The 25,209-nt window shown below is 32.0% G+C and carries 23 protein-coding genes; 8 read left to right on the top strand and 15 right to left on the bottom strand.

The features are described 5' to 3' along the window. The first annotated feature begins 155 nt into the window (after nucleotides 1–155). The 3 genes from Q4Q40_RS13195 to Q4Q40_RS13185 are packed head-to-tail and all read left to right on the top strand — an operon-like array spanning nucleotide 156 to nucleotide 5,976. Nucleotides 156–3,245, top strand: coding sequence for a putative glycosyltransferase family protein (locus tag Q4Q40_RS13195; RefSeq protein WP_303302318.1), 3,090 nt, complete (start codon nucleotides 156–158; stop codon nucleotides 3,243–3,245). Nucleotides 3,246–3,247: 2 nt separating this feature from the next. Then, nucleotides 3,248–4,462 carry a hypothetical protein gene (locus Q4Q40_RS13190; protein ID WP_303302317.1) on the top strand — a complete coding sequence of 405 codons (1,215 nt, stop codon included), beginning with the start codon at nucleotides 3,248–3,250 and terminating at the stop codon, nucleotides 4,460–4,462. Further along, nucleotides 4,459–5,976, top strand: a complete 1,518-nt coding sequence (locus Q4Q40_RS13185; protein WP_303302316.1) for a cellulase family glycosylhydrolase — start codon at nucleotides 4,459–4,461, stop codon at nucleotides 5,974–5,976. The genes Q4Q40_RS13190 and Q4Q40_RS13185 overlap by 4 nt, the downstream gene beginning before the upstream one ends. Before the next feature lie 69 nt (nucleotides 5,977–6,045). Here the strand turns inward: Q4Q40_RS13185 and Q4Q40_RS13180 are convergent, their stop codons facing one another. From Q4Q40_RS13180 to Q4Q40_RS13165, 4 genes are all read right to left on the bottom strand, one after another. Continuing rightward, nucleotides 6,046–6,348, bottom strand: a complete 303-nt coding sequence (locus Q4Q40_RS13180) for a type II toxin-antitoxin system RelE/ParE family toxin (protein ID WP_303302315.1) — start codon at nucleotides 6,346–6,348, stop codon at nucleotides 6,046–6,048. Continuing rightward, nucleotides 6,348–6,566 (bottom strand): hypothetical protein, encoded by a 219-nt coding sequence (locus tag Q4Q40_RS13175; protein WP_303302314.1) that lies wholly within the window; start codon nucleotides 6,564–6,566, stop codon nucleotides 6,348–6,350. Before Q4Q40_RS13175 ends, Q4Q40_RS13180 begins: the two co-directional genes overlap by 1 nt. Before the next feature lie 385 nt (nucleotides 6,567–6,951). Next, nucleotides 6,952–8,157 carry a glycosyltransferase gene (locus Q4Q40_RS13170; RefSeq protein ID WP_303302313.1) on the bottom strand — a complete coding sequence of 402 codons (1,206 nt, stop codon included), beginning with the start codon at nucleotides 8,155–8,157 and terminating at the stop codon, nucleotides 6,952–6,954. Nucleotides 8,158–8,198: 41 nt separating this feature from the next. Then, a complete protein-coding gene (locus Q4Q40_RS13165) occupies nucleotides 8,199–9,443 on the bottom strand; it encodes an oligosaccharide flippase family protein (RefSeq protein ID WP_303302312.1) in 1,245 nt (414 codons plus the stop codon). A 340-nt stretch (nucleotides 9,444–9,783) separates the two neighbouring features. Between Q4Q40_RS13165 and Q4Q40_RS13160 the strand changes: the two genes are divergently transcribed. The 3 genes from Q4Q40_RS13160 (at nucleotide 9,784) to Q4Q40_RS13150 (ending at nucleotide 11,857) form a co-directional block, all read left to right on the top strand. Further along, entirely contained in the window at nucleotides 9,784–10,914 is a 1,131-nt protein-coding gene (locus tag Q4Q40_RS13160; protein ID WP_303302496.1) for a response regulator, read from the top strand. Nucleotides 10,915–11,216: 302 nt separating this feature from the next. Continuing rightward, complete coding sequence (locus Q4Q40_RS13155) at nucleotides 11,217–11,492, top strand: STAS domain-containing protein (protein WP_303302311.1); 276 nt, start codon at nucleotides 11,217–11,219, stop codon at nucleotides 11,490–11,492. Between the two features lie 56 nt (nucleotides 11,493–11,548). Continuing rightward, nucleotides 11,549–11,857, top strand: coding sequence for an STAS domain-containing protein (locus Q4Q40_RS13150; RefSeq protein ID WP_303302310.1), 309 nt, complete (start codon nucleotides 11,549–11,551; stop codon nucleotides 11,855–11,857). A 30-nt stretch (nucleotides 11,858–11,887) separates the two neighbouring features. On the opposite strand, the gene Q4Q40_RS13145 is transcribed toward Q4Q40_RS13150, so the two are convergent. Beyond that, nucleotides 11,888–13,105, bottom strand: coding sequence for a glycosyltransferase (locus Q4Q40_RS13145; RefSeq protein WP_303302309.1), 1,218 nt, complete (start codon nucleotides 13,103–13,105; stop codon nucleotides 11,888–11,890). Between the two features lie 109 nt (nucleotides 13,106–13,214). Further along, nucleotides 13,215–13,493 (bottom strand): STAS domain-containing protein, encoded by a 279-nt coding sequence (locus Q4Q40_RS13140; RefSeq protein WP_303302308.1) that lies wholly within the window; start codon nucleotides 13,491–13,493, stop codon nucleotides 13,215–13,217. 155 nt (nucleotides 13,494–13,648) lie between these two features. Between Q4Q40_RS13140 and Q4Q40_RS13135 the strand changes: the two genes are divergently transcribed. Beyond that, complete coding sequence (locus Q4Q40_RS13135) at nucleotides 13,649–15,709, top strand: tetratricopeptide repeat protein (protein ID WP_303302306.1); 2,061 nt, start codon at nucleotides 13,649–13,651, stop codon at nucleotides 15,707–15,709. Between the two features lie 60 nt (nucleotides 15,710–15,769). Here Q4Q40_RS13135 and Q4Q40_RS13130 read toward each other — a convergent pair whose 3' ends face one another. After that, nucleotides 15,770–16,255 (bottom strand): DUF5763 domain-containing protein, encoded by a 486-nt coding sequence (locus tag Q4Q40_RS13130; RefSeq protein WP_303302305.1) that lies wholly within the window; start codon nucleotides 16,253–16,255, stop codon nucleotides 15,770–15,772. A 64-nt stretch (nucleotides 16,256–16,319) separates the two neighbouring features. After that, the gene (locus Q4Q40_RS13125) at nucleotides 16,320–17,618 is read right to left on the bottom strand and encodes a ComEC/Rec2 family competence protein (protein WP_303302303.1); all 1,299 of its coding nucleotides are present in this window, start codon (nucleotides 17,616–17,618) and stop codon (nucleotides 16,320–16,322) included. 224 nt (nucleotides 17,619–17,842) lie between these two features. On the opposite strand from Q4Q40_RS13125, the gene Q4Q40_RS13120 reads away from it, so the two are divergent. Beyond that, complete coding sequence (locus Q4Q40_RS13120; RefSeq protein WP_303302302.1) at nucleotides 17,843–18,064, top strand: hypothetical protein; 222 nt, start codon at nucleotides 17,843–17,845, stop codon at nucleotides 18,062–18,064. A gap of 249 nt (nucleotides 18,065–18,313) precedes the next feature. Here the strand turns inward: Q4Q40_RS13120 and Q4Q40_RS13115 are convergent, their stop codons facing one another. The 7 genes from Q4Q40_RS13115 to Q4Q40_RS13085 all read right to left on the bottom strand — a co-directional run bounded on the left by Q4Q40_RS13115 (nucleotide 18,314) and on the right by Q4Q40_RS13085 (nucleotide 25,077). Continuing rightward, nucleotides 18,314–19,618, bottom strand: coding sequence for a YHYH protein (locus Q4Q40_RS13115; RefSeq protein WP_303302301.1), 1,305 nt, complete (start codon nucleotides 19,616–19,618; stop codon nucleotides 18,314–18,316). Between the two features lie 5 nt (nucleotides 19,619–19,623). Continuing rightward, complete coding sequence (locus Q4Q40_RS13110; RefSeq protein WP_303302300.1) at nucleotides 19,624–20,637, bottom strand: hypothetical protein; 1,014 nt, start codon at nucleotides 20,635–20,637, stop codon at nucleotides 19,624–19,626. Between the two features lie 86 nt (nucleotides 20,638–20,723). After that, nucleotides 20,724–21,434 carry a hypothetical protein gene (locus tag Q4Q40_RS13105; RefSeq protein WP_303302299.1) on the bottom strand — a complete coding sequence of 237 codons (711 nt, stop codon included), beginning with the start codon at nucleotides 21,432–21,434 and terminating at the stop codon, nucleotides 20,724–20,726. Between the two features lie 101 nt (nucleotides 21,435–21,535). After that, nucleotides 21,536–21,877, bottom strand: a complete 342-nt coding sequence (locus Q4Q40_RS13100; protein ID WP_303302298.1) for a hypothetical protein — start codon at nucleotides 21,875–21,877, stop codon at nucleotides 21,536–21,538. A gap of 26 nt (nucleotides 21,878–21,903) precedes the next feature. After that, nucleotides 21,904–22,128: a type II toxin-antitoxin system RelE/ParE family toxin gene (locus Q4Q40_RS13095; RefSeq protein ID WP_303302297.1), complete on the bottom strand. Its 225-nt coding sequence runs from the start codon at nucleotides 22,126–22,128 to the stop codon at nucleotides 21,904–21,906. Between the two features lie 314 nt (nucleotides 22,129–22,442). Next, nucleotides 22,443–22,895, bottom strand: coding sequence for a virulence RhuM family protein (locus Q4Q40_RS13090; protein ID WP_303302296.1), 453 nt, complete (start codon nucleotides 22,893–22,895; stop codon nucleotides 22,443–22,445). 154 nt (nucleotides 22,896–23,049) lie between these two features. After that, nucleotides 23,050–25,077, bottom strand: a complete 2,028-nt coding sequence (locus Q4Q40_RS13085; protein WP_303302295.1) for an alkaline phosphatase family protein — start codon at nucleotides 25,075–25,077, stop codon at nucleotides 23,050–23,052. Nucleotides 25,078–25,209 lie beyond the last annotated feature (132 nt).

The raw sequence follows: 25,209 nt of genomic DNA, 5'->3' as shown, positions 1-25,209 counted from the left end.
CTTATATAAAAGTAGTTGTAATAAACAGCAATTTTTGTTGAAATTCGGTGACAGGAGCACTTCTGTAGATGAATGAATTATTGCTTTTTAAAAATACTATTCGTCTATACAAAACTTTGTTATATATTTAAAACATAAAAAATAACCTACGTTATATGCATGAAAAGTCGAACAAGTACTTAATTGCTGCTATTCTTATAGGATTAGCATTTCATGGGACTTCTATATTCTTTACTATAGAAAGCACTTATGATGCATTAATCCATTTGTTCTTTGCCAATCATTATGCTACGAGTTGGCTTGAGCCTTGGAATTATCAATGGTATACCGGTTTTACGGTTATGAGTTACCCGCCATTGGTACATCAGGCCATCGGGGCTTTATCTCTAGTAGGCGGTTTAAAATTCGGACTATTTACCGTTGCTTTTATTGCTATTCTATTATTCGTTACAGGGGTTTATCGGTTTTCATTATTGATGACTTCAAACAGAACTGCAGCCGGTTATGCCGCCATCTTAGCGGTACTTTCTTCATCATTTGTTGAAACATTACATTTATTTGGGCAACTACCTAGTATTGTTGGGGTTTCAGTTCTAATGCATGCCCTTCCAGAAATTTACTTATGGTTAAAGACCGGAAAAATCAGATACTACTTTACATGTTTATCGTTAATATCGGTTACAGTTACGTCGCACCATGTAACTCCTATTTTTGGAATGGTATTCTTTATATTCCCTTTAATTGGTACGGTGATTATGGACACTGCAACCGAACAGGTGGGCTCGGCTAAAGATGTTACTATTAAGGTTTTTATAAGAACTTTTTTCAAACTCTTCAAACGTATTGTTGTTTTCGGGTTCTCTTCATTAGTCATCATTGTAGGGTGTATTCTCCCCTATTGGATTAACTCAAAGAAAAACCCCATTACACAAGTTCCAATCCCTCACGGTTCCAGAGATAACTTTCTTGAAGTTACCTCTTCTGGCTTGGTGTTTTTTTTAATTCCCTGGGGCATTATGCTCATTCTTATACCATATATTTTCTATAGGTATTATAGTAAGCGTTATTGTTTTTTTGGTTTGTCTATCACCGTGTGTACTGTTTTAGGAACTGGTGGTACTACACCTATACCTTTAAAGGTTTTGGGTGAAACGGCTTTTAATATTTTAACATTAGACCGATTTACTCTTTGGGCATCTATTATGTCTTTGCCTATATTTGGCGAGTTTGCATATCGTTTTGTAGAAGGTGATTTAAAAGACCTTATTCAAAACTGGCTCGGGTCTGTATATCATAGAATTATTGGGGGTGTTCTAGCCGGTTTACTTTTATTTATGACCATTTTTACAATGAGTCTGGGGTATTTTAGGCCTTCACAACCGCAAAAGATTAAGATGCTTCCTATTGTTAACTTTCTCAATCAGGATCAGCACGATCACTGGCGGTACATGACCTTAGGTTTTGGTGACCAGATGGCCTGGCTATCGGCACAAACCAAAGCCATGTCTGTAGATGGTAACTACCATTCTGCCAGACGACTTCCAGAGCTAACCACACGTCCTATTGAACGTTTAGAAAACTCAAAATTCAGGGGGCTGGAAGGCATCGGATCGCTACAGCAATTTTTAACTACTCCCGAAAAATATCATTTAAAATATATCTTTTCTAACGATAAATTTTACGACCCTATTTTATATTTCTGTGGTTGGCAACGTTTACAACAATTAGAGAATGGTATTATGGTTTGGGAAAAACTCAATGTCCCCCCTGCTCCATCTATTTTACCCAAAGAAGATGTCCCCCTTTGGTTAAAAATACTTTGGGGTATGATGCCACTAACAACCGTTCTTTTTGCCTTTATACTTAACATTCAAATGCTATGGGTTAGGCTTTTAAAAACAAGGGAAAAGATTGTGCCAGCATACATGAATTTCACAAATAATTATACCAAATTTCCTAAATGGCTTTTAACGTTTACACACGTCTGGTCTTTTTTTATAGCCATCTGCATTTTTTATGGAATTTACCTTTTCTATATGAAAAACGAATCGCATCACTCTCCTGAAAATGCCGTTTTGGCCTATTACGATGCGTTGGATTTTAAAAGATTCGAACAAGCCCATAGTTTAATTGATCCGGATAGTGATATAAGCATTGCTCAATACATGCTACAGGTTTCGGTTACCGATGGTCTGTTGAGTTCTTACGCCAAAATGGATGGCATTAAAACCACCATGATAAAGGAGACAGATAGCCTGGCCAATATGAAAATAGAAATGGAATGGATTACACCTTTGGAAAGAATGAGTACATACGCTTATAAATCTCTTGTAAAGAAAAAAGGAAAGTGGTATTTATTACCCGATGATGTAACCACAGATTTACCTCCAGACCAATTATATTCAGGTAATGTTACAGAATATTTTAATCAGGGACGTCGACGTATTACCACAGAACAGACCCACCACGAAGATGTATTAAAACAACCTGTTTTAGAAATACTTTCGGCAAAGTTGGTGAAGCATGGAAATAGTTATTCCATTATTGGAGATATTCAAAACATAGACAATATTCCTGCCGATGTTGTACTTAAAGGAACACTTTACAATGATGATAATAAGGAGTTAGCTACCTATAATGCCAAGCATCAGGTAAAGCATAAAATAGTGCCTAAGGAAGTCACTGCATTTAGAATTAATTTTGAAGGCATCGCATGGTCTAAAACCAAGGATTCTATACCCAAAACCTTTAATCCCGATGAGTTTACCCCGGTAGAATTTGAAGAACAACCCACAAAATTCAACTTACAAATTGCTGGTAATATCGCAAAAACAGATTTGTATAAAAGAACTTCTTTAAGTGATTTAAAAATCTCTTCGGGGGTTGTTAGTGGTACTTTGTTTAATTCCGGATTGCAAGAAGTAACCATACCACAACTTATTGTTTCCTATTATAATGCAAATGCAGAAAAAATCTGGGTAGACCATCAATACCTTGCTGAAGGTATTAGACAGCAAAGAAAACTATACTTTGAGTATAGGCTACTTGAAAATGATAGTTTAACATCTATAAGTGACGATATGACCAATTGTTTTGTTAACGGTTTGCCTAATGAGGCTATTTCAGATAAAATAGTTCCAAACAGAATTTTTAATCAAACCAAATCGGTTTTACAACCCGTATCTCACCCTAATTATAGTTATATAAAAATTGAAGTTAACACCTATATAGGAAACCCAAAATAATAATGCGTAAAACAACATACTTACTGGTTATTGCTTTCATGTTTTCATCATCTATTTTATTGATAGGTCAATCATCTGATGAGGAAATAGCTATTAAACTGTTAACTACTAAAACGCAGTTTGAGGCTGGACTTGGTATTAATTTACAATTTTCCACAAGTAATAACTCGCAACCTATATTATATTGTTCTAATAGTTATGGTACAATTTTAATTGAACCAAGTATTGAAAACAAGACACTCAACTATAAAATTCCAGAAAATATTGCTAACAGAAGCGGACTGATTAATTGGAAATTATTAGCAAATGATAATACGTTATCGGGTAAATTTTATATTAATCCGAAACAAGTCGCCAACACTATGGAAACCTATATAGGGCCTCCAAGTATCGAGGCTGGTGGATTGGACTATACTATGCTTGTGGTTATCCCTACCGATATTTATGGAAATGCTCTAAAAGACAGTACCGAGGTAGAAGTTAAACATCAGTTTTTGAGTTCAGAATATCGTAACATGGTGCGTATGCATAATTTAATTGCCTATAAAAACTTATATTCTGAAACTAAAACCGGACGGATGCTTGTAAGTTCTGAAACTTTAGGAAAAAACTCTAAAGAATTTGTTATAGATGTACAACCGGCCATTCCCACTAATTTTAATATATCCTTTAAACAAAATCACAATTATGCTGATGGTAATCAAATCACAACACTTCTAAGCTCTATTATTCGTGATAAAAACGGCAATATTGTTAGCGATGGTACGCTTGTAGATTTCTTTATTACCAACAGGGATAAAAACATTCTTAGAACTTCGGCACCTACTATTAATGGCATTGCAATGGCTAAAACAGTCCATCCGGATTACGAGGATATCTGGAAGATTAAGGCTTATATAGAAGGTATGGCAGAGAGTGATATTATTACTATTAATTTTAGACAAATTATTAAAGGCTACGATGTGGTTTTCTCTAATAATAACAGAACCATCACCGTAGGTCCCTTACAAAGTTTTATGGATCAAATGATTCCAGATGGTCTACAAATAAAACTACATATTTACAAAGACGATACTAAAATTGATATGATTTTAAAAGAGTCTTTTGAAGGTTTTACTACCTTCAAACTAAACCCTAATGAGATTCCCAGTGATTCTTATAATATGATGATAGAAGTCGCTAAAATTGAAAAAACATTTAAACATGTTAAGCTATGAAATCTATCAATAGAAAAATAATTCGCGGTATTTTATTTCTATCTTATATCATAATTATAAGTTTTGTAACATACGGACTTAGTGCCTTGTTTGGTTACCTAAATACTGGAGCAGATAGAAGTACCATGCTACATACAGAAATAAAAAAAGTAGAACAGTTTCTTCCTAAAATCCTATGGAATGCTAATGAAAATGAAGGCCGACCTATGGATGAACAAACACTTTCAAGTATTGAAAATGATTATTTAGATGCCTGGTACGTTAAGCATTGCGCCTACCAAACCAATACCACAACCGGAATTGAAGATTACTACACGAAAAATGCACGTAAAAATCTTTATAATATTATCAATAAGAATATTGAAACGGGTACTACTATAAGAAGTACAACGTTACAACATCATCCTAAATTAGAGTTTTTTAGCGAAGATGGTCATATGGTGGTGATTACCGATAAGGATGTTATGGAATACAAACGTGTTTATAAAGATAAAACGCTGCTTCTTGAAACAAAAGACCTGTCCACTTACAAAATAATTATGCTATTAGAAGATGGTTTTTGGCGCATTCGTCACATCGTAAAAACATCTAATCATGATTTTAAACCCAATTATAAATTTATTTCTAAGGAGCATATAGATATTAAAGGCATTAACTATTATCCGCAAGCTTCTCCCTGGGAAGTTTTCGGAAAAAAATTCGATATAGATACTATTACCAAAGACTTTAAACTTATTAAAGAAACAGGACTTAGCAGTATTAGAATTTTTGTTCCTTATGAAAGTTTTGGCAAAGCTAATGTAGATAAAGACAAACTGAATAAACTAACCCAAGTAATGGATGCAGCCGAGGCAGAAAACTTAAAAGTGGTCTTAACTCTTTTTGATTTTTATGGTGATTATTCGATTTTAAACTGGACCTTAAACCAACGCCACGCGGAAACTATCGTGTCTAAACTAAAAGACCATAATGCATTATTAGCCTGGGATATTAAAAACGAACCTAATCTAGATTTTGAATCCCGCGGAAAAGACCTTGTTCTTGCTTGGTTAAGAAATACAATCGACCTTGTAAAATCCATTGACCCCACTCATCCTGTAACCATTGGCTGGTCTGACATAGAGAGTGCTCCCCTATTAAAAGACAAGGTTGATATTATTACGTTTCATTATTATGAAGATTTAAACAATTTAGAAAAAAAGTATTTAGACTTAAAGCAAGATATCCCTAATAAGCCAATAGCTATTACAGAGTTTGGGGTGTCTTCTTATAAAGGTTTATGGAATCCTTTTGGCAAAACAGAACAAGATCAGGCAGATTACTACAAACAGGCTCAAGACATTTTTAGTAAAAATAATATGCACTATATGTCTTGGACGCTTTATGATTTTACTGAAATACCAAATGAAGTTACTGGTATGCTTCCCTGGCGCAAAACGCCACAAAAATACTATGGTTTTATAAATGCTCAAGGCGTTAAAAAAGAAGCTTTTAGATATATTTATAACCCTTGATATTATTCGTAAACTGAGGAATCAGTTAAAATTATTTTAATGGCTTGTGCTTTCGTACATTTTTTTAGGCTAAATGTCTTTTTTCAACCTATTAGGATTTTGTCTTGTGTCAAAAATTGTAATTATTTCAATTTCGTTTAATTCTGTTGATATTCGATAGTAAAAAGTAGTTTGTTTTGTTACGACACATTTATAAAGACCTTTAAATTCAGAAGATTGAGGACAGCTTTCAGGTTGTTTTGAAATCTGTTTGATTTTTTCTGTCAGTTTTTCAATAAACTTATCACGTGCTTTTATATTCCAATTTTCTAAAATATAGTCTGACAATTTTAGAAGTTTGTTTTCAGTCAGTTCTGATAAAAACACTTTCATTAAGAAATTTTCTTCAAAAATGAATCATAAGAGACTCTTTTTCCTTTATCAAGTTCATTAATTCCTTCTCTGATTTCATTTTGCTCAGAAATACTTAATTCTGTCCAAAAATCAACTTTTTCTTTCTTAATGAATTCAGCAACTTTTTGAATAAAATCATTGTTTTCTATAGCTAGAATAGTCTTTATTAATTCTATTTTTGTTGATTGAATATCCATAATCTTTTTTTAATAAAACAAATATACGAAAAGAGTTTCATTCAGTCGCTTGAGTGATTATTTCGAAAGAAACTGATGTACAGAACTGTAATAAGTTCGTCTAAAATTTTCAGTTTAAAAGGGTCTGAATACCGTCTGTCTGATTATTTTGTCATTTTTGTACATAATGTTTGAAATTATGTAGCCTTTATTCAGGACGGGGCATAATAACCTACAACGTACAGATACACACACTAACGTATACACTCATATTATATACCCTCCAAAACATACAATAATACTTACAAATCTAGATCGCTTTTAATAGACTCGAAACTACTATTAATAACAAGGGTTTTTAGTTTTAGTTATTTTAAACACCTTTTAAAAATTCATGCAATCCATATCAACTTTTAGACAGTATGACTTTTTTAGTATGTCTATTATTTATCTCTTTAAACGTATCTAAATAAATTTCTGTGATTTTAGACATGGGGTATGCCGTTGCAGCTTTATAATTGGCATGTCCTAATTCTTTTCTATAATCGTCGTCTGTCACAATTTTTTCAATCGCTTTTGCTAAACTATCCACAGAGGTAGGTTCAAAAAATTCACCTTGATAGCCTTCATCTTTAACAAGTAAAGCTAAATCTCCTAAATCGGGCATAATAACTGCCTTACCGTAACTACCTGCTTGATGTAATACACCAGAACTACCTGTTGTAGATGTATATGGAAATACAACAACGGCACTTTCATTAAATAACACGGGAACGTCACTTTCTTCAACATAACCTGTAAAACGTACTTGTTTTATATGTTTATAATCGGCTTGAACTTTTTCTAAATATCCTGGTACATTGGGGTTATCGTTTCCTGCAATCACAGCCTCTAAATCTAATCCTGTAAATTGTCTTACTTTTTCGACCGCTTCAATCATGCCCTCTACTTTTTTATAGGTACCAAATTTTCCAAAGGTCATAATTTGCATAGGATCTGTTGCTATTTTAGAATCTGGTTTTTCGGGAATTTCAAACGTCCCATGCGGTATCAACTTAACATTATTAGTTTTATATTTTGTTTCTAAAATATCTACATATTTTTGCATGGTAACAGCAACGACATCTGCCTGAAGAATTAATCTTGTTAAAGTCGATCCTATAAATCCATATATCTTTTGCATAATTTTATTCGATGTAAAACCTGCACTTTCTAAATCGACTTCTTCTAATATATTGTGTAATAAAGCTATTGTCGGGATCTTTTTTAGTTTACAAACCCAAGGTAACATTAGTCCCAAAGCGGCAGCAATCTTTTTATCTCCAAACTTCATAAACTGTAAATTAAATAATATAGCATCAGGTTGTGTTTTATTAATGGCTTTGGTCACACTTATAATATTCATATAACTATTAAATGACCAACATTCTTCAACGGTTATTTTACAACCTGCTTCTACAAATTGTAAATCTTTTTCACCTTCGGTTTTGTCTGTTAATAAAACAATTTCTGTTAATGAGTCTCTCTGTCTAAAGTGTTTTACTAAATGATATGCATATTCATTTAATGTAACTTTACTTGGTGGGTATGCTGTAACAATTGCTAATTTCATAATATTGGTTGGTTAAATTATTATACTTATTAAATTAAGGGTTACTTGTTTTTATAATCAAACTTGTAAAACGCAAGCTGTATTAATAGCAATAAAACCATCGCTATAATTTGCATATAAACGACTTGTTCTAAGCTTTCATGAAAAAATATGACTAATCCCATTTGTAACATTCCAAATACTCCAGATATAATGACTGGTAAATATCTATCTAAAGACAAATAGTAGTAGGCAAATATGTTTGATATTGCAAACATGGAGGTTGCTAATGCATACTTCCAAAGTAAATGAGCCATCGATATATAGCTATCTCCAAAAAGAATGGTAATAATTGTTTCTGGAAATAAAAAACAACCTAGCACTATGGTCAAAGAAATAATACTTATATATAGTACATAATTAAACAGCACTTTTGATGTGTTTTTATTCTCCTTTTTTAGTTGTACAACCTTTGGTAATAAAAGCATCACAAACATCCAGGCAACAAAATACACAATACGACCAATGAGCGCTAACGAAGCATACAACCCAGCTTCATAAGGTTCAAAATAGTGCTTAACCAATAAGATATCACTGTTATTAATGATAATTTGGGTGAGCTCATAAAATGCGGTTAGTAAAAAAAAGCTTCTTATTGATTTAAGTGCTGCTTTATCAATAACGGCTTTTGTTTCAAATGAAATACTTTTATACCTAAAGGGTATTAAACCAAATAGAAAGGATATTGAAATACCTAATGCTATGAGTGTAGAATATGCTATACTAGATAATGTGAAAATTAAAATTAAGGTTATTATAAGTCTACTAAGCATTTCTGCTTGGTACGTAACAGAAAGCGATTTTAACTCTTTTTTTCCTTGAAAGATCCCTCTATTAACACTCATCAAAAAATAAAAAGGAACCCCAACACCAAATATGACGAACATTAGAGACGTTGATGTATTAAATAAGGTTTGTAACTGAGGTGCACATATTATAATAGTAAGACCTAAAAGTATACCAATTAAAACAGCATTTTTATAAACCCTAAGAATAAAGCTTGTAAACAAGTTCGATTCAAAAAGCACAGAAAATTTTGCTGTTGCTAATTGAAACGTCATGGCTATAAATGATAATACAAGTAAAAATGTAACCAATACAGCTGCATCTGCAAACTCTGTTGGACCTAAAAGTCGTCCAAGAATTAAATTATATAAATAATTCCCGCCATTAACTATTAATACGCTTAGCATAAATAGTTGCTCTGGGTTAACTTTTTTTGATAAAATAAACGATTTTATTTGCATTGGTTACTAATTAATAAAATTATTGTCTATATAATTTTCAGATTAAATCTGACCAGAATATTTTGTTAAAAAATGACATTTTTTATACTATTCAATCTAATAACAGTAAGGCTTTAACTACGATTTCAAAAACACACTTACAAGCTGTATTATCTCACAAAAACAAGCATTACATCGGATAAATATAACACTTTATCTTGTTTTTTTTATTAAAATTATTATATTTCTTTCAAAAAAAATAATATATTTACTACAAATTAAACCTAACCAACTTGTATTATTAGCTTGTTTTTAAAAAAATAAATAAGTAAAAATCAGCCCAAAAAACACTCATGTTATGATAAAAATTTTAGCAATAGATGACCAACAATTAATACTATTATCACTGGAAAAACATTTAACCGATTTAGGCTATGATATAAAATGTGCCAAAAATGGTAAAGAAGGTTTGGAACTTTTTGACACCTATAAACCAGACATCGTTATAGTAGATATAAATATGGAAGGTATGTCTGGATTAGATGTGGTAAAAACGATTAGAATAGAAAAAAAGTCCAAGACCAAAATTTTGGTGCTTTCTGGAAATACAGATGAAGATACCATCATTGATGGATTTGATTTAGGGATTGATGATTACATGAAAAAACCTGTATCTCTTAGCGAAGTAACGGTTAGAATCTCCAGAATATTCGGAATAAAAACTGATAAATCTGAAAACAAAAAAGCCAAGATGCTTCAAAAACGCTGTGTTGGTGTTGTTATACCGTGTTATAATGAAGAGAAAAGACTATTAAGCAAGGAGTTTTTCGATTTTGTTGATAGTAACTTAGGCTATCATTTATGTTTTGTAAACGATGGTAGTACAGATAATACCTTAGAGGTTTTAAATGACTTATGTAAGAACAGAGAAGCTAATATTAGCGTGTTTAACTGCGAAAAAAATGGCGGAAAAGGTGAAGCTGTAAGACAAGGTATTTTACACTTGGCAAAAGATGAACAATTGGATTATATAGGTTATTTAGATGCCGATTTATCTACTGATTTCAGAGATTTTGATGATCTGGTTAAAACCATAGAAACTTCCGATTTTAAAATTATTAGCGGTTCCAGGATGAGTAGAATGGGCGCTGATATTACCAAAGAATCTGCTCGTAAAATAATTAGTAAAACTATAAACCTTATTATAAGAACTATTTTAGGAATGCCTTTTAATGATACCCAATGTGGTGCAAAAATTATGGATAAAGACATTACAAAACATATGTTTAAAGATAAGTTTATTACGCGTTGGCTCTTTGATGTTGAAATCTTTATAAGAATGCGAAAACATTACGGAAAGAAAAAAGCCATTTCTTATATCTGCGAACAACCCCTTAAAAGATGGATTCATGCCGATGGCTCTAAATTGTCTATGAAGGACTCTATAAAAATTGTTGGCCAACTTGGACAAATAGCTGTGTATTATAGGTAATTCCACAATAAGTATAAAAAACAGTTTAAGTTTTGTTTTTGGAATTGGTTTGGGTGGATTACGTTCTCGATCAAGGCTAAATAAAAGCGAATAGCATCGCTTTTTAAAGAAATTTTGCTTCAGAATGAAGGCTTAAAACTACAAAATAAACTAAAGGATAAAATTTAAACAGTTTCTAAATACCAAAAGGAAGTCATAGAAGGGCTTCTCTGGTATAAAACACTCAAAACCATTTTGGGATCAATAAATAATGGAACAAAAAAAGGATCTTTTTAAATACTAATACTTAAAAAACAGAAATTATGGCATTTAAAATTACAAATCAAAACGGAACATCTTTAATAGAAGGAACTATAAACGCTTCTACTGCTTTATATTTTCAAGATCATTTAGAATCTATATTAAATCTCCAGAAAGCATTAACTATTGATATTGAAAACGTCACAGAAATTGATGCTAGTGGCATGCAAGCTTTAAGAACACTTTACAACAACGCATTATCTAATAATAAACCATTTCATATTCTTGGTACGGGTTGTAAAGAGGTCTATGATGATCTTATATCATTTCTGCATTGAAATTAGACTTACAAATACAGTACAGTATAATTATTAATACCCCAAAACCTACTATTATGAATCTTGAAATAATAAATAACAAAGGTGTTTTTGAAATACATGGCGATTTCGTTAACGAACATACCAATCGGGTAGCCACTTATTTTAATAGATTATTAGATAGATATTACGAAATAGTAATATGCCTTGAACATGTAAAACAGGTTGATGAAACTGCTATAAACGTTATGAGATTTATTGCCAGCAAAGCCAAAAGAAGAGGTAAAACACTTTTTGTTCTTGGTAATGAAAATAAAAGAATTCACGATCAATTTAATAAGGCGAACCTAATTTCTGTTTTTAGAAATGATTACGATTTCAAATAGCTTAAACGCCTGTAATATGACATTTTGCACTCAAATTGATATAATTTGTTCCTCTTGTAAGGTTTCTTTTTTCTTTTTTAAAATGATACTTTGAAATGTGTTTAAGTACATATTACTTATTCTAGACATAGGATACGCTGAAGCCGCTTTATAATTCGCTCGTTCTAATTCTATTCTATAGGCATTGTTCTCAAGTATTTTTTGAATGGCTAAGGCTAAACTGCACACACTCGTTGGCTCGAAAAACTCACCCCTATACCCTTCTTCTTGTACCAAAAGTGCTAAATCTCCTAAGTTAGGCATCACCACCGCTTTACCATAGCTCCCCGCTTGATGTAAAACACCAGAGCTTCCTGTTGTAGATGTATAAGGAAATACCACAAGCGCACTCTCTTTGAACAATTTGGGGACATCCTTTTCTTCTACATAACCTGTAAAGGTTACCTCTTCTACATGGCTATAAGCCTTTTTTACAGACTCTAAATAGCCTGGTGTATTTGGGTTATCGGTTCCTGCTATGACTACTTCTATATTTAAATTTGAAAATTCTCTAATCTTCTCTACAGCTTCAATCATACATTCTACTTTTTTGTAAGTTCCAAACTTTCCAAAAGTCATTACTTTAAAAGGTTGTAACGGGATATCAAAACTTGGTTCTTCAAAAATTTCAAACGTACCATGCGGTATTAATTTTACATTTTTAGCCTTATATTTTTCTTCTAAAATAGCCACATACTTTTGCATGGTGACCGCTACCACATCGGCCTGAAGAACTAATCTGGTTAAAGTAGATCCTATAAATCCATATATCTTTTGCTTAATTTTATTTGATGTAAAACCAGCACTTTCTAAATCGACTTCCTCTAGTATATTGTGTAATAAAGCTATTGTCGGAATCTTTTTTAGTTTACAAACCAATGGTAACATTAAACCTAAAGCTGCAGCTACTTTTTTATCTCCAAACTTCATAAACTGTAAATTGAATAATACAGCATCAGGTTGTGTTTGGTTAATAGCCTGAGTTACTTTTATAATATTTGTATAACTATTAAATGACCAGCATTCTTTAACGGTAACTTTACAACCTGCTTCTACAAATTCTATATCTTTTTCACCCGCTGTTTTATCGGTTAATAAAACAATTTCGGTAAGATCTTCCCGTTGTCTAAAGTGTTTTACTAAATGGTATGCATATTCATTTAATGTGACTTTACTTGGTGGGTATGCTGTTACGATTGCTAGTTTCATAATGACTTATTTTTTAGTTATAGTGTAAATTTCAGGATTTAAAATCCTAAAACTGGTTGGTTATGGGCGGGATAACATTTGCTATAGACGACTGGTAATTTGTTTTAGATTAGGCAACGCTACTTAAATACAAATCGTCGTAAACTTCTTTGCATCCTGTTCCTACAACATAAAATTTTTTGTCACAAGCTATGGCACTTGCATATATAGATCGTAATGCTTCCATACCGCTAGTATCAATTTCAGTGACATTTTCAATATTAATAACTAAATCCTCAAGATCTCGTATAGCAGCTTCTATATGATTTTTAAAGTTTAAAGCTGTCATCGCATTAATAGTTCCCTCGGTTACAAATATTCCTTTCTTGTATGTAATTTTAAGTGCCATAATTCTAAGTTTTAAATGTTAATGCGGTTTGTTTCTGATACAAATATCTTCTAAGAATCAATAAATATGCATTAAATTTCGTTCAAATACAGATTAATGTAGGTGAATGATTCAATTCTTATGCTTAACTTGTGCAATTATTAAAAACGTACGATATGCCCTATAAAATTCAAATAAGATTACTTCTGCTTTTTATAACAGGTTTTGTGTATTCACAAAATATGCAAGAAGGCTTTACCTATTTAGAAACTGGAAAGTATGCTGCCGCCGAGTCTTTTTTTGAAACCGTTTTAAAGAAATATTCAGATAATAAAACAGCCAAATTGTGCTATGGGCGTGCTATAGGTTTAAATGGGAGTGCTGAAAAAGCGGTTGTTATTTTCACCGAACTACTGCGTACATATCCTAAAGATTTTGAAGTCAAGTTAAATTATGCCGAATCTTTACTTTGGAATAAGAATTACAATACAGCCAAAACATTTTATGAAGGATTAATTAAAGAAAATGACCAAAGTTTTCCAGCGCTTTTAGGATATGCCAATACCCTATCGAATCTTAAAATATATGATAAAGCATTAATTTATGTAAATAAAGCCCTGGAAGTGTCTTCTGGAAATCCAAATGCTTTAACTTCAAAAAAATATATCTATTTAGGCCATGCCTACCAAAACCAACAACAAAAAAATTATGCAGAAGCCGAAAGACTTTTAAAAGAAAATTTAACCCTCTTTGATAATGATAAAGATACCCTGCTTAATCTTGCTAATTTGTATTTAATTTCGAATGACTTAGAAAAAGCCCAGGAAACTTATAACAAAATAGCTAAAAATCCAGAAAACAAAATCATAGCTTTAAATGGTTTGGCTTTAGTATCACATTTAAACAGCAAAGAAAAAGAGGCTTTAAACATAAGTGAACAAGCTTATAATCTGCTTAATACCCATACAGATACTACACTTGCACAACAAACCAAAGAACGTTACATACAGGCTTTAATTTGGAATAAAAAATATAAAAACGCTAAAATTTTAATTGATACTCTTATTGAAGAGCAGCCCAATAAAAACTGGGTTTTAGCCTTACGCGCGACCTTAAATATTTACAAAAGTGATTTTAAAAAGAGTTTAGTGGATTACAATAAAATTTTAGAAAACGATAGTACTTCTTTTGATGGGAATTTAGGAAAAGCTAATATTTTAAAAGCTTTAGGACGCTATAATAACGCTTATACATCTGCAGAAAACACTTTAAAATTCTATGATAATCAAAAAGATGCTATTAATTTTATAAAGGACTTGAATACAAGCTTCACCCCTTTTTTAAAAACGAAAGCGTCTTATACCTTTGATAATGGTGATAATGAAGCATTTTCTGTTCAAACACAGTTAGAATTTCCAACATCCACGAAGTTTAAATGGCTCGCTAATTATAGTTATAGAACCACAAGTAACTCGGTTACCAATAACAAAGCGACCTCAAACAATATCTTATTTGGATTGGCTTACCAGCTGTTACCAAATATCACCTTTAAAGGTAGTGCAGGTATAACGGTAGCCAAAGCTGAATCTGATGATTACACCCAATTACTAACCGATATCGTTTTTAATATCAAGCCTTTTAAATTACAGGTATTAGACATTGGTTATAAACGGGAGATTCAGAGCTTTAATGCGGATCTGTTGGATTTAGAAATCGCAATGAATAATTTTTACGCGAATTATAATATAAGTACCAACTTTAATTTGGGCTGGTTTACGCAGTATTATTATACCTCGCAAAGTGACGATAATTCCAGAAATTTATTGTTTACTTCCCTGTATTACAACATACTTAGCAAACCATCTTTAAAGGCTGGGTTTAACTATCAATATATCACGTTTAAAAATCAGGTACCGACTATTTATTTTAGTCCGTCGAAATTTAATGCCACCGAAGTTTTTATAAACCTGATTAAAAATGAAGCCATTACCAAACCTAAAGAGTGGTTTTATGAGTTAACTGCTGCTACTGGTTTTCAGTTTATTGAAAACAATGAGAAACAAAGTACCTACCGTGTACAAGGTAAGTTAGGTTATAGATTTTCTAAACGATCTTTATTAAATATCTATGGAACTCGAAGTAATATTGCTTCTGCAACTGCTGCTGGTTTTACGTTTACTGAAATTGGGATGCGTTTTAAGTGGTATTTGTTTAATGCCCCTGTTTTTAAACCTTAACGATGCTATGAATACCTAGTATCTCATAGAATATAAATAGTACTCTCAATAATTTTTAATTCATTTGTGTTGATAACACCTTCCGCCACCTTTTACTTTTCTCTTACAATATCCTCCAGATTTAGTTCTTGCTCCACAAGTTGAAACGGTACCACTTTTTGAAGCATTTGATTGATGTGAGTTTGAAAAATTATTTTGACTGGTGTGTTGATAACAATAACCATTTGCTAGCTTAGTCTTATGTTTACATCTTGCCCCTTTTTGAGTACCCCCCTTGCATCTAACCGACGTAGACTCTCCTACTACTGCCTTATTCGTGAAACTATTGCCATTTACTAATCTATTTTTATCAGGTGGCTTGCATATTTTACAAGGTGTTAATGAGTATTTATTAATAGCATCATTTCCAACTAATTTTTCTGATACATTTTCAACCATTCTACAAGAAGACAAATGATATTTTTTGCCCGATGGAGTTTTATAAACATTTTGTGCATTTAGACTAATACTTATTACTACTAAAAGAGATATAAAAACGTATTTCATAAGTTTTTTTCTTTTTTAGGAGTTTATTATATCAAGTCACCGATAATTAATGGATAATTTTTGATTATAATATTTCATATGAATCCCATATATCAGCTCCTTTTTTTGCTTCTTTCATTTGAGACATAAATATTTTATTTCCATCACTTCTAAGATTAATTAAACCATATAAAATCTCATTTTTACTATTTTGTGAACGTGCCAATTCTGTAGAAAACACCTTTGGTCTAATGCCTCTAGAATATCTTCCTGCACATCCTACTGCATCTGCCCTTGGATGTGCATAATTTTCATTATCCCCAGAAGATATAACAGTAGCATAAGGTTTCATTTTTTTCATAAAATTGACTTCGAAATCTCCAGAACCATGATGACATTGTTTTGCTACGTCTACCAAAAATGGGTTGTTACTTCCAAAATAATCCATCAAATGATTTTCAGATGCACTATTTAAGTCTCCTCCAAATAACATAGTTCTATCACCAAAATGTAATTTAATAACCACACTATGCCCATTACGTGTATGAGAAGAATCTTCAAACCATTTAAAATATTTTTTATTTCCTTTAATAGTTGGCACTGGTCCCAGACATTCTAATTTTACTTGTACACCTTCCAGATTTCCTAAATTTATTTCATCTCCTTCTAATAACCATTTTACTGAATTTAGCTTATGGTTTTCTTTCGCTTTTATTACTGCATCACAGAATTTTGAAAACCGATACTTAAGCCCTCCTATTTCCTGTAACTTTTTAATATCTGCAATTGAACTAAATGTCGTGGTAAGCATTTCTATTCCATCTACTTCTTTTACCGTACCCAAATCTTCATTATATATTTCTGGCCGTATTTTACCTTTCCTTATGTCATCTGCGGTATAGAATCTTGCTATTCCATTATGATATATTTTACCAAATGTATAATTAGGATCATTTATTAAAGACACTAAACCCTTAAAATGATCGTCATCAAAATGGCTTATAATCAAATAGTCTATATGAACCTTATGTCCTGCTTTAAAAAGAAACTTATACTTCCATCCAAGGAATCTTTTGAGATTGGAATTTGGTCCTCCATCAATAATTATTTTTTTGTTTCCAGCTTCAATAAAAGAGCCATCACCTTGTTTTACATCAACATAATATACTTTTAATCCACTTTTCTCATTTACATCATCTTTGTGAATCCATCCATCTGGCCCTGCAGTAACTACTTTGTAATAATCTCCTTTTATTTCTGTAACACCCACCCAAGTACCTAAAAGGATTTTATTTACCTTGCTACCCTTATATCTTACTCTAGGTTTAGTCTTATAAATAATAGCTTCATTGGTCGCTGCAAATAATTCTTTGATGTAACTCATGTCAATTTAATTTAAATTATTCCTGTATTGTTCACTATGTTTTTTGTAACTACCTAAAAATATGAAATATACTACAGAACAAATAAGAAAAACAAAAAAACTAACATCTTTTTCTTCAGAGAAACATTAGGAATTTTTTCACTTTTTAAACTATATGCTTACCCCCTGTTTTAATATTGTTTTGTTGAAGTGTTTGGATTCTCAATTATTGAGTCTTGGTTATTTTGCATATTAACTTGGAGATTTATGCTATCGATACATCACCTTCAAAAATCAAGCAGCAAATATTTACGTCGAAATTTAATGCCATTAAGGTTTTTAGAAACCTGATTAAAGATGAAGTCATTACCATTGCCAAAGAATGGTTTTATAAGTTAACTGCTGTTACTGGCTTTCAGTTTATTGAAAACAATGAGAAACAAAGTACCTACTTAGCTCTTAACTAAATATGTTTTATAAACCATATGGCTGTTGTACAAGTCAAAAAATATTACAAAAACACTTGTTTTTTTGTATTTAAATAAACATTATCGACTTATTTTTAGTTCTATTTTATTGATGATTATTGAAAAAACCATAGATTTATTCAAAATCATGAGCTGTGCAACGGCTATTATTGTTGTGGTAAGTTTTTTTATTTTTTAGATACCAAGATTTTGCATTCAATTCTGTTAAATCAGTTGCTGGAGTAGTATTTATTTCCTGCTATAATTGGAATTTGTAATTGTTCCATCTGGGTTTATAAATTCGTAGTGATAATTTCCGTTGTCGTCCCAACCATAATTTATACTATATATTAGTGATTCTACTTCATATTTTAAAATGTACTCGTTTGGTTTCGGGTTTTTAAAATCAATAATTTTAGCATCACGTAATGGTTTTAAATCTGGTCGAACTCCTCTGGTTTTCGCTTGTGGCATGATCTCATTTTCTGGAGCTTTAGTTCTTGGATTTATTTCCACTTTCCCTTTCATCATTGCAATTAGATATGGATATTCTTTAATTGTGTGATATTGATATATGCTGTCTGAGGTAAAGCGTCCAAGATTTTCATCTAACTGCTCTTCAGTTTCTCCGTACACAGGAAAACCATCTAAAGCATAGGCTATTGGTTTATCATCTCCTACTTTAGATTGCAAGTGTGTAGGAGGTAGATGATAATGATAATCGTCAGCTCTTCCACAATGTCCACCCCATTTGTCTAATTCTCCAATGGCGTTTGCATCTTCACCTCGGTTGTTTAAGGGATTAAAAATAGGTATTCCATTAGCTGCAATAGCAATTGCACCTTTCATAAAATTGTCTTTTGTAGATAAGGAATCTTCAGCCAATACAGGTTGTAAGGGAATTGCCCAAGCATTATTACCCGAATAATCGTGATTAATAGGAACTTGTTGTTGCCAATTGGTTATACCTGTCATCATTTCGTGTTCTGGTATTCCATCTGATTCTATGTAGAAATATTTGCTATCGTAGCGTGTATTTACTTTGTCAAAAACGCCAAAGATAGATTCTAAATATGAAATATCATTTTTCGCCATTTTAATTCCTTTTGATGAAATATTGGTTTTACACCCCATAACAACAATAGAAAAACTCAGTACACTAAAGAATACCATCTTAGGTTTGCTTTTTCTACTGAACTTGAAGAATGAAAATAGTAATAAGCCAACACCAAAATAAATTAGAATTTTAGAATAGTTAATTGAAAATAATTGATGTTCTGTTCGCGAAACATTTTTGTTGTTAACCCAATTTGTTTTGTTTAAAATATAGTGTTGCTCTTCACTTGTGAATTCTGAAATATTGAAGACAACAACTTTGTGTTTATCATTCATTAGATACACTTTGTTGTCAATTTTTTCAATAAATTCAGCTTTTAAATTCATTTCACTATTTGTAAAATGCCAAACTTTTGTTGGCAAACCGTGTCCGCCATCGTGAGCAGAAATTTTAAAGGATATACACAGTATTACTAGTATAAATAGTATCTTTTTCATGGTGTTTATTTTACAGTATAACGTACCAAAACCTCATTATCTAAAACAACATTAGTTGACCATATAAATTTTGCATTCTCATCTGCAGCATCAAAAATAGATGTGAAATTTGTATATGCAGGTTTATTATCTACGCCAATGGTTTTGTTGGTATAAGTAGTTGCTTTTGGCCAATTTGAATCGTTGAAATTTTCCTTCATCCAATCGTTAGGTAATTCCCAATGTAAAGCATAGAAAGAAGCTCCATTTTGACCGCCATCTGTATCGCAGTTATTGGAGTATCTGTAACTTCCTTCTTCTGAAACACATTTCAAGTCTTTTATTGGTGCTATATAAAAAGTTTGAGCCTTCCAATCTTCATTGGTTGTGGCAATTATATTGTTTTGTTCATCTTTAATAACAGCAACCATTCCTCCATCTCCATTGTGGAAAGATTTACCTCTATTAGCCTCGCAACCTATACCAAGATGCTCCTCCCAATCTACCAGTTTCATTGCTATCGTAAATGGTTTTTGAGCTTTAAATTTCACTATACTTGAATTAAATTGTGTAAACGGAACTTTATCTTTGCCAACAGCTACGCCGTTAACATACATTTCGAAATAATTATCGGCAAATATATACGCAGTGAATATTTCGCCATCTTGATCAATCTCTATTATTCTAGAATCATCAAAATTAGATAAGGCTTCTTGCTGTGTTGCATAATTTTTTCCTTCGCAAGAATTATTTAGGTCGCTGGCAAATGGGAAATTGTCATTTTTATAATTTGTTTCAGCAGGTACAATCCATTTTTTACCATCAGTAGAAGCAATCTCTCCAACATCTGTTTTTCTTCCACGTTCACAAGAGTAAATATTTTCAGTTATTGTAGCTGCTATGCCTTGCGTAATACTTGCTGTTCCATTATATTTTATTGCTTTTGAATTGTTTTTTGTAAGTTCTTTTGATTTCGGTTTTTTTTCAGCACAACTGACGATTAATAGTATAATTATTAGAAAATTAAGTATGTTTTTCATTGTTAGTATGTTTTTATATTATTGCCAACGTTATTGTACAAGATTAGTTGTACAGTTTGAACAAATAATTTAGCAAATACAAATTGTTAGCGATAGTAATTTTCTTCCCATTTTTTTTGCAATACTATTTGTTCTTGCAGCCAATCTTTCATTATTTTCAATTCTTCCATTGGGATGTATTTACCAAAACGTATTATTTTGTTTAATAATTCCTCATATTCTTCCAATTCATAGTAACTTCTCGGGTCGTCATCATTATCGACTAATTCTTCCAGAAACAATCTCATTTCAATTACTTCATCCTTGTAATAATCGGCAATCAATTGAGGTGATTCCTTATAATGATAGAGAACGTATTTATCAAACGCATGATCCCATTGGTCAAAGTCAGTCGTCTCTTTAATGTGCAGTTTGCCATTTGTAATATTGAAGCGACTAATTCGTGTATCGTAAATTACGAAAAAGAGAGTGTCTTCTAGATAAGGTGAAGTTCTTTCAATACCTTTAATGAATGCATCATTAAAACCCCACTTGCCATCAGATTGAATTGAAAGGTATATACCTGGCTCTTGTAGATCAAGAAGTCTTTCAGCCGAATAAATTGCCATTCTTTCGACCTTGCCATCATCAGATTTGTAAACAAATGTATCAGAAAAAAATCCCTTTACTTCTGAGCCTATTTCTTCCAAATCAAATCGTTTCAAAAAGGATTCTTCGCAATTCTTCTTAACTTTTAAAACCGCAGAAGCAGATAATGTAATAGGTTTTAATTGATATACTTCATTTAAGCTCCCCATTGATTGTCATGGTTTATTGTCGGTAACGTCTCTTGTATGTTGCGTTTGCTTACCGAAGGGAGCATATACAATATACAAATTGTTAGAGGTAGTTTTTATTATTACTTATAATCTCTTTGCCAAGTTATTTCATTATTATCATGAAATATTGGACATAAAATCTTAAATATTCCGTCGTTTTCGCTTTTTACTAGCCATTTCGAACTATTAATCAAATCAAGGAATTTGGATTCTTCTTTAATCATTTTATTATAGTTTTCCTCATCACCATTTTCTAGATAATTACTTGATTCAATTGAATGTTTAATAAAATTTGAGAGGTGTGTATTACCAGTTGTTTCTCCTTCATAATTGAATTTGAATCGGATACTACCTGAGCTTCTCATGTCCCAGTTTGTTTCCGTCAATGCTCCAATTTCAATATCTTTCCAAAATAAATTCATGCTTTTCGAGTTTTTCAGATTTCTCTCTATAAATACAATATATTCTGTTTTGAAATCACACTTTTTCTTATTTGAAGTTCCTCATTGATTACAGGGAATATCCTATGGTCTTCAAGTATCAAGCTAATATTATCATCTACTTTGCTAATGAATTTATTAATTATTCTGTCATTCCATTTTAACTGTAAATAATCTAAAATTGATTCAAAATCCTTTTCAGCTGGAGGAGACCAAATAACTTCTTTAAGCATTTGTATATCGTTTCCTAATATCAGACATTACCACGTCTTTTTGCATTAAGCACAGCAATTGTATATAATTACCATGGTAACTATATTTTCATTATATAAATCGCTAATTTAGTAAGATTTTCCTCTTTTCTATATAAGAATAAAGATGTATTTAATATATAAAAGGTAAAATTAGATAAGCTATTAATTAACAATAGTTTAATGGTATAGTACTATATTTACTAATTATTTTACAGAAAAACGTCTAGAACTTAAATGGCCTCCCTCTATTTATATTAAAAACACCAACTTCATTACCATTCGAAGATCTTACTTTACCATATATATCTGTCAAAAAAATCAACTCCAGCTGCACTAGTTTCTACAACTATTGCTAGCTTTACGTTGACTGCATAACCTTTTACTAAATGGTCTTTTAATACTTTATTTGCCCAAATTCTGAATTGAGTACCTTGTTTGGATTTTACTCTGTAGCCTACTGAGATGATAACATCTAAATTATAGTATTTGATACTTTTAGATTGTGTTTTTCCTTTAATAGCACCATATTGTGTGGTGTATCGGAAATCCCGACATACCGCTTCTTCTATCAATTCACCTTCAGTAAAAATATTTTTAATGTGTTCGGTAATAGTCGTTCTCCCTTTATTAAAAAGTTCAGCCATTTGAGCTTGTGTTAACCAAACCGTATCATGTTCAAATTGCACATTAATTTGGGGAGAACTATCATTGGCTTGATAAATCTCTATTTGCTTTTTTATTTCCATATACTATTTAAACTGTCGCATATTTTATGACAATTACTATTTTCTATTTTTCAACTGTCAAGAAATCCTTGACAACTCATTTGTAAGTTTTATAACTATTAAAAATTAATTAATAAATTGTTTTTAAATGATACTTGTTTGAGAAGTCTGTTTTTTAAATAGTCGCATATTCTCCTTGCTTGTATTTAATAGTCTTGCTGTTAGCATCAGCCCAAATCAAGGTAAATGTTTCTTCATTAGAACACATTGCAACAGGACTATTTGGATTAATAACTACATCAGTCATTTCTTCTTCTCTTGTCCATCCTGCCTGATCTAGTGTGCCATACCCATTAGATAATTCATTAGCTGCAGAGTAAATACCTGTTAGCCCAAATATTTCAGTGTAAGCATTAGATAAATATATAGAACTACCTCTGTGCACTAAGTGCATCTCTCCCGATAATGTTGCCATAGCCATATGCCCTAAGTTTTCGTATTCATCTGCCAAAGCTGCCATTTTCTTTGAAAAATGACCCACCGTAAAATCTGTTACAGACCACTTCCCAAAAGTGGTGTTACTTTCAGGAGCTGGATTACCGTTGAAATTAATAGCATCAAAAGCATTAAATGGAGCCGTATTATATGAAGTAATACGCATCTTACGCGTATTTCTTTCTTTGTATACTAAAAACAAAGAAGCACCCACTTGTCCTAAAGTCATCGCTCCGTCAGTTAATTGATTTACTGGAGTAACTGTCCCAGAAAAACCATTAACATCTCCATCCATTGATTGAATAAACCCATCGGCAGATACCCAACATAACATCAATTTATTTGTATAAGTTGCCATGTCTAAATACGTTGTTAAAGCAATGCTTCCAGCTGTTTTTTGTTTTAAGGAGCTTGTTTCAGACCATTGTTTTTTTACAGTGTCGTATGCGGTACTCATCAACACTCCATCTGCTCCAACAGTTATCAAAGTTATTTTGTTATTGATGGATGCCATTGCAATTGCTCCTTGGGTAACTATATCTAATTTATTAGGTTGACTCCAGCTAGAAGCACTGAGAATACTATCAAATAATTGTCCATTGGCATTAGAAAACACCATATGTTCGCCTGCAGTTTCATTCGCAATTGCAAGTGTATTTCCGACAGCGAAACCAGTGTTTACTGGGGTATTCCAAGCAAAGGATTCATTCCAAAGGAAACGGAACCAATTTGCATTGTGGTCGTTCTTCTTTAAAGAACCCAATTGATAATTCTGTTCAACAGTTCTAATCAGATTATAGTGATTATATGGAGTCGAGACAACGGTTCCTGGTTCAATCATATCCCCCAAAAGAACCGTGTATATTTGATTAGGACCATCGTAATTGGTATCAAATACTTCCGCATTAAAATCGGCTTCATCAAATGTGACAACAATTAATGTGCCTTTAGGGACATTAGAATTTTCCCAAGCTTTTTTCGGATCGCTTAACAACAAATCAACATCTAAATTGAGTCCTAATTTTTTTAAACCTGTTTCTGAACCGCCTTGAATATTAGTAGTGTCGATATCTCCGAGAAAAACATACTCCAACCAAGCAGATAATTGCGGAATAAGCTGCGTGCGAGGGTTTGTATCAATATGTGTATTGTAAAGGTAATGACCATCGTTCCATATATCAGGCGTAAACCAGCTATATTCTGGCAAAGAATCATTAGCAACATCATTCCAGAATTCCGTGTCACTCACAATTTTATTCCATCGCGCTTCCTCTTTTTGAACATTGTGAAACGACGCAAATGAATTGTGTTTACGATAATACCTAGAAAGTTCTTTGGCACCAGCAGCAGGGAATTGATTAATAGGTTGTTGCTGTTCTGAATATTTTGGGTTTTTCCAAGCTGGATTCCACGGTTCATTCGGATACGCTTCCATATAAGCTTTCCAACTCACATTTTTTTCTTCTAATAGATCAACTAACGTTTCTTGCATTAGTGGAGAAGCAGGAGGTGTGTCTGTGGTAACACCACATATCTCTCCAGATAAGGAAGCTAAATAGTTTGTTTGGGAAGGATGAAAGGCACCAAAGTAATTAGTCATATCTGCCCCAGCAGAAGCTAGTTTTTTTAAAAATGGATTTTGAATAGCGTAGCTCCTGTACTGATTCTCAAACATTATGGTAATAATGCGATCGAATGGTTTTTTCATAAAATAATAAGTTTGAAAGGTTTATTGATTTTTAACACAATTCATGAATAGTAGCGGGTTTCCACGCTTTTGTTTTCGATAAAGCAATAACTTTTATTAAAAACACTTACCATTAATTCTTCGCTGAAACCG

It is taken from the genome of Flavivirga jejuensis (genome assembly GCF_030540765.1).
In the GTDB taxonomy this organism is placed as follows: Bacteria; Bacteroidota; Bacteroidia; order Flavobacteriales; family Flavobacteriaceae; genus Flavivirga; species Flavivirga jejuensis.
The sequence above is the reverse complement of the archived record's forward strand: the minus strand, read 5'-3'. Positions and strand labels throughout refer to the sequence as shown.

Coding starts and splice junctions, on each gene's coding strand:
- Q4Q40_RS13195 (WP_303302318.1), top strand. CDS start 156: ATGCATGAAAAGTCGAACAAGTACTTAATTGCTGCTATTCTTATAGGA.
- Q4Q40_RS13190 (WP_303302317.1), top strand. CDS start 3,248: ATGCGTAAAACAACATACTTACTGGTTATTGCTTTCATGTTTTCATCA.
- Q4Q40_RS13185 (WP_303302316.1), top strand. CDS start 4,459: ATGAAATCTATCAATAGAAAAATAATTCGCGGTATTTTATTTCTATCT.
- Q4Q40_RS13180 (WP_303302315.1), bottom strand. CDS start 6,348: ATGAAAGTGTTTTTATCAGAACTGACTGAAAACAAACTTCTAAAATTG.
- Q4Q40_RS13175 (WP_303302314.1), bottom strand. CDS start 6,566: ATGGATATTCAATCAACAAAAATAGAATTAATAAAGACTATTCTAGCT.
- Q4Q40_RS13170 (WP_303302313.1), bottom strand. CDS start 8,157: ATGAAATTAGCAATTGTTACAGCATACCCACCAAGTAAAGTTACATTA.
- Q4Q40_RS13165 (WP_303302312.1), bottom strand. CDS start 9,443: ATGCAAATAAAATCGTTTATTTTATCAAAAAAAGTTAACCCAGAGCAA.
- Q4Q40_RS13155 (WP_303302311.1), top strand. CDS start 11,217: ATGGCATTTAAAATTACAAATCAAAACGGAACATCTTTAATAGAAGGA.
- Q4Q40_RS13150 (WP_303302310.1), top strand. CDS start 11,549: ATGAATCTTGAAATAATAAATAACAAAGGTGTTTTTGAAATACATGGC.
- Q4Q40_RS13145 (WP_303302309.1), bottom strand. CDS start 13,105: ATGAAACTAGCAATCGTAACAGCATACCCACCAAGTAAAGTCACATTA.
- Q4Q40_RS13140 (WP_303302308.1), bottom strand. CDS start 13,493: ATGGCACTTAAAATTACATACAAGAAAGGAATATTTGTAACCGAGGGA.
- Q4Q40_RS13135 (WP_303302306.1), top strand. CDS start 13,649: ATGCCCTATAAAATTCAAATAAGATTACTTCTGCTTTTTATAACAGGT.
- Q4Q40_RS13130 (WP_303302305.1), bottom strand. CDS start 16,255: ATGAAATACGTTTTTATATCTCTTTTAGTAGTAATAAGTATTAGTCTA.
- Q4Q40_RS13125 (WP_303302303.1), bottom strand. CDS start 17,618: ATGAGTTACATCAAAGAATTATTTGCAGCGACCAATGAAGCTATTATT.
- Q4Q40_RS13115 (WP_303302301.1), bottom strand. CDS start 19,618: ATGAAAAAGATACTATTTATACTAGTAATACTGTGTATATCCTTTAAA.
- Q4Q40_RS13110 (WP_303302300.1), bottom strand. CDS start 20,637: ATGAAAAACATACTTAATTTTCTAATAATTATACTATTAATCGTCAGT.
- Q4Q40_RS13105 (WP_303302299.1), bottom strand. CDS start 21,434: ATGGGGAGCTTAAATGAAGTATATCAATTAAAACCTATTACATTATCT.
- Q4Q40_RS13100 (WP_303302298.1), bottom strand. CDS start 21,877: ATGAATTTATTTTGGAAAGATATTGAAATTGGAGCATTGACGGAAACA.
- Q4Q40_RS13095 (WP_303302297.1), bottom strand. CDS start 22,128: ATGCTTAAAGAAGTTATTTGGTCTCCTCCAGCTGAAAAGGATTTTGAA.
- Q4Q40_RS13090 (WP_303302296.1), bottom strand. CDS start 22,895: ATGGAAATAAAAAAGCAAATAGAGATTTATCAAGCCAATGATAGTTCT.
- Q4Q40_RS13085 (WP_303302295.1), bottom strand. CDS start 25,077: ATGAAAAAACCATTCGATCGCATTATTACCATAATGTTTGAGAATCAG.